This is a genomic window from Thermococcus sp., assembly GCF_027066465.1.
Classification (GTDB): Archaea; Methanobacteriota_B; Thermococci; order Thermococcales; family Thermococcaceae; genus Thermococcus.
The window spans coordinates 1-6,873 of sequence record NZ_JAMONU010000167.1; the positions used below are offsets into that span (position 1 = coordinate 1).

Genomic DNA, 6,873 nt, shown 5'->3' on the forward strand with positions numbered 1-6,873 from the left:
TTAAGGCCGTGTAGGCCCTCTCCAGTTCACGGCCGAGGTAGAAGGCGTGCCTCGGGCTTATCTCGAAGCGCTCAAGAATCGTGTCGATTATCGCGTTCGGCTCGTCGCCGACGACCGTTAGAACGGCCTCCGTTCCCCTGTGGGCGTTCACCCAGATTCTCCCGCCTTCAACCCAGATGCGGAAGTAAACCGGCTCAAGCCCAACGGGCCTTTCCCTCGCCTCGACGACCTCCCGAGCCGGCTCGAAGCGCCACTCCTTGGTTCTCTTCTCCTTCAGGATGAGCAGGTCGAAGCCCAAATCCTTCGGGGTCTCGAAGAGGTTCATGTCCACGGCTCTTCTCAGCTCCCTGACGGAGCCTTTGGCTTTTGCGCTCGTCTCCGTCGTGAGGAGCAGGCTTATCGAAAGCTCCTTTGCTATTCCGGCGAGCAGAGCGTTCATTCCCACACTGTCCGCGTCGTAAAGCTCAACCACGTTGCCAACTCCAGCGAGGAGAACGTCGTCCGGGTTCCTCTCGCGGTAGAGCTGGAAGGCCGTTATCGAGCGCGCCAGGTGGGGAACCTGCTCGAGGATTAAATCCGGGATTAGGGTTTTGTATCCCAAATCTAAAGCTTTCTCCTTGAGCCTCTCGAGAAATTCGACCCTCTCCAGCGGTCTGACCGGGAAGAAGCCCTTCCTCTGGTTCGTCGGGATTAGAACGACCGGTTTTTCAGTGACGAGCTCCTCGATGTTGCCCTCATCGACGCTCAGGAAGAGGTCTGCATAGCTCAACGCTTTCTCGATTTCAGCGGTGTTGAGGGAGTCGAAGCTGATTGGAACGTCAAAACCCCTCTCTTTGAGCCTCTCGCGGATTTCTGGGAGGGACTCGATGAAATCAAGGTTCGTCTCCCCGGCAACCATTCCGATGTCGATTATATCCGCCCCCTCACGGAGGTAGTAGAGGGCCTTCTCAACGGTTCTCTCTACGCCGAGTTTTGGGGCGTCAACGACCTCGCCGAGAATCCTCGTCGGGAAGTCCATCCCAGCAGGCAAGTTGCCGATGAGAACGTTCCAGGGCTTCTTAAGGGCATTCTCGATGTAGCGCCTGTCCTTGGTCTTGTTCCTGATGTCCTCGACCTTCTTTAGGCCATCGAGGGAGAAGAGCTCGTCCGCCGGCTTCTCCTTGCTCAGCATGAAGCCCTTCTCCAAAGCTCTCAGCACCGCGGGAAGGTCCATTGCGTTCTTCGGCCCCTTAAAGGTTGGAATCCCTATTTCGTCCTCGATGGGCCGAGCGGAACCCCTGACGAGACCGGGAATCAGAATTAAGTCGTAGTCCTCACTCCTCACGCCGGCCCTCTTCAGGTAGCGGACTATCAGTTCGGGGGTCAAGAAGGCCGCGACGCTGACCGGCGTGACGAGGATGTCGCAACCTTTCCCGTACTTCCTCACGAGCGGTTCGGCGAGTTTTCCCGTGACGAGGAGGATTCTCATGGTTGGAACTTCGGGGTTGGCCTTAAAAGCCCTCGGCCGGTAGGTGGCTCATCACCGCTCAGCCGGGAGTAGCTCGTCATCGGGCTTCGGGGTTTGGGAGTGATGTTTAAAAGTCCATCGAAAGGTTTTTGATTTGGGCGAAAAATCAACTTAAGGTGGTAATATGGAGGGCGTTGGAATAGTCTTCGGCGAGTCAACGACCGACCACTTCACGTTCATAGTTAACCCCAAAAACGGACTCCCGCGCTTCGGCGAGTTCCTGACCGTTAAAAACCGGGACGGTGACGACGTTCTCGCGATACTCAAATCGGTTAGGAACGTTAACTGGCTGATGGAAGCCGGAAAGGGCAGCTACGACTACGTTGAAAAGACAGTAAACGTTTTTTCGAAGGGCGTCCTCGAGAAGAGCGAGGCCATACTCGCGACGGCGAAGGTGGTGGGGGTTCTAAGGCGGGCCGACGGCGAGTTCCTAACAAGGCCGGCACCCAACCGGGTCCCGATAAAGCCCGGGGAGAGGGTTTATCTGGCTGACGACGATGACCTGGCGAGGATTTTTTCAAACGGCCACGTGAGGATAGGAAGATTAATAGCGAGGGAGAGCATAGAGGTCGGTCTCGACGTTAACAGGCTCGTCTCGAGACACTTCGCCGTTTTGGCGGTTACCGGTGCCGGCAAGTCGAACACGATAGCCGTCCTGACGAGGGAGATAGTGAGCAACGTCAGCGGGACCGTCGTTATCCTCGACCCCCACGGGGAGTATCAGAGGCTGAGCTGGCCTGGGGCAAGGGTCAACCCGATAAAGGCCACGATAGACCCGGGCAGGATAAGGCCGGGGGAACTCGCGGGAATGCTCGGCATCGCCGAGAACGCAACGCAGCAGAGGAGGTTCCTCAGCATAGCCTACTACACAGTCAAGCACGAGATGATTGAAGAAGGCCTAACTCCCGGCGGGAGGGAGTTCCTGGAGAGGTTGAGGGACAAGGTCGAGGACTGGATTAGGGCGAGTGAAAGCGACGAGAAGGAGATAACGTACATCGACCACAGGGGAAGGCCGGTCGTCAGGAAGCTCAAGGCGAACGACAGGGATTCCCTGATAAGGGTCTCGGACTACATAAACGAGTTTCTCAGAGACTTCGAGGAGTTCATAGGGCCGAGCGATATCCTGAGCGAGCTTAAGCCCGGCTTCGCCAACGTCATAAACCTCAGCGGAATGGAAGAGGAGCAGATGATAGCGCTGGCGAGCTTCCTCCTCAGGGGGATAATGAAGACGAGGGTTGAGTACGTCAAGGCCAAGAACATCAGCGACAGGGACGAGATGAGGAGGATAGCCGAACAGTACCCGGCCCTCACGAAACCACTCCTCGTCATAGTTGAGGAGGCCCACATATTCGCGCCGAGAAACGAGTCAAACCCCGCCTCCAAATGGCTCAGCAAAATAGCCAGGGAGGGCAGGAAGTTCGGAATCGGACTGGGAATAGTGTCCCAGAGACCCAAGAAGCTGGACGACGACATACTCAGCCAGACCAACACCAAGATAATCCTCAGGCTGGTTGAGCCGAACGACCAGCGCTACGTTCAGCAGGCGAGCGAGCAGATAAGCGAGGACCTGCTGAGCGATATAGCTTCCCTCGGCGTCGGCGAGGCCGTTATAGTGGGCTACGCCATAACGATTCCGGCGATGGTGAAAATCTACAGCTTCGAGAGGGACTTCAAAGGACACTACGGCGGGGGGGACATAGACATCGTCGGCGAGTGGAGTGGAAACCCCGGCGAGAGCGTTGGTGAGGAAGAGGCCCTCGAAGACCTTCCGTGAGGTGTTGGAATGAAGTTCGCGCACATAGCCGATGCCCACCTCGGAAGGGAGCAGTTCAACCAGCCCTTCCGCTACGAGGACTACGTTAAAGCGTTCCGTGAGGCGGTTGAGAGGGCCGTGAGGGAGGGGGTGGACTTCATACTCATCCCGGGCGACCTGTTCCACGTGAGCAGGCCCTCCCCAAAGGCCCTCCGCGATGCCATAGAAATCCTCGAACTGCCCAGAAAGAAGGGAATACCTGTCTTCGCGATAGAGGGCAACCACGACAAGACGATAAGGGAAACGTCCGTCTTCGATTTGCTCGAGCACCTCGGCCTGATAAACCTCGTCGGCTATCTGAGGGAACCGAGAAGCGGTGAGTTCCAGCGGAGCGAGAGGAAGGGAAGCAGGTACCTCGTTAGGGGGATTTTCGGCGACGTCGAGATATACGGGCTGAGGCACCACAGCAGGTGGCAGCTCATCAGGGGCGAGACCAACGTCCTGAAGGTCCTCTTCAGGGGCAGGCGGGGCATACTCATGCTCCATCAGGCGGTTGACTACCTGTCTAAAGACACCCCCTACAGCGACGCCGTTGACCTGAGGCTGAACGAGCTTCCGGATGGGTTCTCCTACTACGCCCTCGGGCACATTCACGTGAGAAGACTTGCGGAGCCTTCCCAAACGGGCCTGAGCGGACCGATAGCGTATCCGGGTTCACCCGAGAGGACGGACGTGAGGGAGGCGAGCCACATCGTAACTTACCTCTCCAAAGATGGGAAGCCGAGAATCAGGGAGAACCGCGACGGGGCGAAGGGGTTCTACATAGTCGAGGACTTCCAGCCGGAGTTCGTTGAGATTGACGCAAGGCCGTTCTACTACGTGCGGGTTGAGGGGAACTCCAAGGCAGAGCTCAGGAGAAAGGTTGAGGAGGTCGCGTCTCTAATCCCAAAGGAAGCCGTCGCCGTTTTCATGCTCGAAGGCCGGGTGAAGGGGGGAATAAGCCTAGCCGAGTTCAACGACCTCCTGAAGGGTTCTGGAATAAGGTACTACACCTTCCGGAGCAGGGTCGTCGGGGAGGCCGTTTCCGTGGAAAAGGTGGGCGAGGAGGAACTGCTGAACGAGTGGGAGAGGGAGCTTTTCCTCCACCTAAGGGTCGAGCCCGCCGAGTTCTCAAACTCCATCGATGAATTCTTAGAATGGCTTATGGAGAGCTACGGGAAGAAGACCGAGAAAAAGCCGGATAGGCAGGAGAAGGCCGCTCCAAAAGAGGAAGCTGGGAATAAAAGGGAAGTCAAAAGAGAGGTGAAGCCCGCCGGAAAGCCCTCCAGCTTGGACGCGTGGCTGAGGAGGGGTAAGCCGTGAGGCTCAGGAGGATTGAAATAAGGAACTTCAGGGCGCACGAGAAAAGCACCGTCGAGTTTAACGACGGGATAAACCTGATAATCGGTCAGAACGGGGCCGGAAAAAGCTCGATACTGGAGGCGGTTTTTGCTTCCCTTTACCTCGGGCACCCGAGCTTTCCGCGCGGCTATCAGGCCGTGAACACCAGGGTTGGCTCCTCTGGCTTTTCCCTGAAGCTCGAGTTCGAGCACAACGGGAAGGTGTACACCGTTGAGAGAACGCCCATGGGGAGCGTTCTCAGGGAGAACGGAGCGATAATAGCCGACAAAAGCTCCGAGATAGCGAGGTGGGTTGAGAGGAACGTTTACCCCATTCAGGTCTTCACGAACGCCCTCTACATACGGCAGGGCGAGATTGAGGGGATAATAACCAACCGCGAGGTCATGGAGAGGGTTCTGCGCAAGGTTCTGGGCATAGAGGATTACGAGAACGCCGAGAGGAACGCGGCAGAGGTTATACGGGAGCTGCGCAGGAAGAAGGAATACCTGAAGAAGACCGTCGAGAGAAAGGAGGAAACCCAGGAGAACCTGAAGGAAGCTGAAAAGCGGTTTTCGGAGGCCCTCAGGAGAATAGGAGAGCTCAGGGAGAAAGTCAGGGAGCTCGGGAGGAACGTTGAAGAGCTTGGAAGGAAGTACGGGGAGATGAAGGAACTCAGGGAAGAACTCACGAAACTTGAGAAATCGGTTTCGCTCAAGGAAAAGACCGTTGAGAGCGAGAAAAAGCTGATAGAGGAGCTTGAGAGGAACAGGGCCGAGCTGGAGAATGAAATAGAAGAACTTGAGAAAAAGCTCAAGCAACTTGAGAGGCTCAAGAGCGCCGAAGAAGAGTACACCGAGCTGAAAAACCTGCTGTCGCTGAAGGACGAGGTCTCCCGCGTGGACCTCAAACTCGCGAGTCTCAAACAGAAGGCCGAATCCCTCAGGGAAAAGACCGGCAGGAGGAGCGCACTTGAGGAGAAGCTTAAGGAGCTGAGGGAGAGAGAATCCGAAGTGAGAAGGACCTACGAGGAGCTGAAAGAGAAGAACTCCCTCTACCTGAAGGCCCTTGGGGTTATGGGTGAGGTCGAGAAGTACAGACGAGAACTCGAGAGGGCCGGATACACCCTCGAGAAGCTTGAGAAAGAACTTCAAGAGACCGAGAGAGCAAGGGAGGAGCTTGAAAGGGTCAGAGAGGACATCGGAAAGATTCGGGAGAAGATTGCGGGGGTCAAGGCGAGAAGGGATGAACTCCTGCAGAACCTCCGCAAGATTGACGGGGCCAGGGTGTGCCCCCTCTGCAAGAGGCCCATAGACGAACACGACGAGGAGGAGATAAAGAGGGAATACGACCTTGAACTCTCGAGGATTGACCGGGAGCTTTCGGAGCTGTCATCAAGGCTGGAGGAGCTGACAAAACTTGAAGAGGAACTCAAAAGGAAGGTTGAGGCCGAAAGAAAGCTCCTGCGCCTCAAGAAGACCGCGGAGCTGCTCAAGGAGGCTGAGGAACGGCTCAGGGAAATGAACGTGGAGAGGCTCAAAAAATATGCCGAGGAGTTCGAGAGGGTCAAGGCAGAGCTGATAGGCATCAAGAAGGAAATCAGCCACGTTGAGAAGGAGCTTGAGGACGTTGAAAAGGCGGAAGCCGAGCTTGAGGGGATTGAAAGGCTCATCAGGTCCTTCGAGGCCAAGAGGGAACAGCTCATCGGAAGGCTCAAGGCGAAAGGCTTTGAGTCGTTCGGCGCCGTTGAAAAGAGGCTCGAGGAGCTTGAGCCGCTCCACAGGGAATACCTCTCGCTCAGGGACGTCCCCGAGACCCTGAAAAAGATGAGGAGAAAGCTCGAAGAGACCCTCTCCTCGATAGAAGCCAAGAGGAGAAAGATTGAGGAGCTGAACGGGGAGCTTGAGAAACTGAAGGACGAACTCAAGGCCCTGAGGGATGCGTTCTCGGAGGAGGAGTTCTCGAGGGTCGAGGGAGAATACCTCGAAAAAATGAAAGAACTGGAGAGGGTCAGAACGGAGCTTAAGGAGGGGGAAAAGCTCAGGGACGAAATTGGAAGGCTGATAAAGGAGCTGAGGGATAAGCTGAAGGAAATCGAAAGCGCCGAGAGGGAACTCGAGAAGGTTGAGGAGCTTGAGGGTGAGATGAAGACCTTCCGGGAGAAGATCGCCCGCCTGAAGGCCGAAGCCGAGGTCAGAGGCCTTGCCGAGGTCGAGAGGCTCGCCGGAGAGCCGTT

The 6,873-nt window shown here is 56.4% G+C and carries 4 protein-coding genes; 3 read left to right on the top strand and 1 reads right to left on the bottom strand.

What is annotated here, in order from left to right:
- Nucleotides 1-1,468, bottom strand: a 1,468-nt coding sequence (locus tag MVK46_RS08240; RefSeq protein WP_297536200.1) for a dihydropteroate synthase-like protein, incomplete at its 3' end; no start/stop codon positions are given.
- Nucleotides 1,469-1,631: 163 nt separating this feature from the next.
- On the opposite strand from MVK46_RS08240, the gene MVK46_RS08245 reads away from it, so the two are divergent.
- The 3 genes from MVK46_RS08245 to MVK46_RS08255 all read left to right on the top strand — a co-directional run.
- The gene (locus MVK46_RS08245; protein WP_297536201.1) at nucleotides 1,632-3,281 is read left to right on the top strand and encodes an ATP-binding protein; all 1,650 of its coding nucleotides are present in this window, start codon (nucleotides 1,632-1,634) and stop codon (nucleotides 3,279-3,281) included.
- Between the two features lie 9 nt (nucleotides 3,282-3,290).
- Nucleotides 3,291-4,622 (top strand): exonuclease SbcCD subunit D, encoded by a 1,332-nt coding sequence (locus MVK46_RS08250; RefSeq protein WP_297536202.1) that lies wholly within the window; start codon nucleotides 3,291-3,293, stop codon nucleotides 4,620-4,622.
- A partial coding sequence (locus MVK46_RS08255) for an AAA family ATPase (RefSeq protein WP_297536203.1) occupies nucleotides 4,619-6,873 on the top strand: 2,255 nt, incomplete at its 3' end. The genes MVK46_RS08250 and MVK46_RS08255, both read left to right, overlap by 4 nt.

What these genes read in the sequence shown, in the direction of transcription:
- MVK46_RS08245 (WP_297536201.1), top strand. Translation starts at nt 1,632, where the DNA reads ATGGAGGGCGTTGGAATAGTCTTCGGCGAGTCAACGACCGACCACTTC.
- MVK46_RS08250 (WP_297536202.1), top strand. Translation starts at nt 3,291, where the DNA reads ATGAAGTTCGCGCACATAGCCGATGCCCACCTCGGAAGGGAGCAGTTC.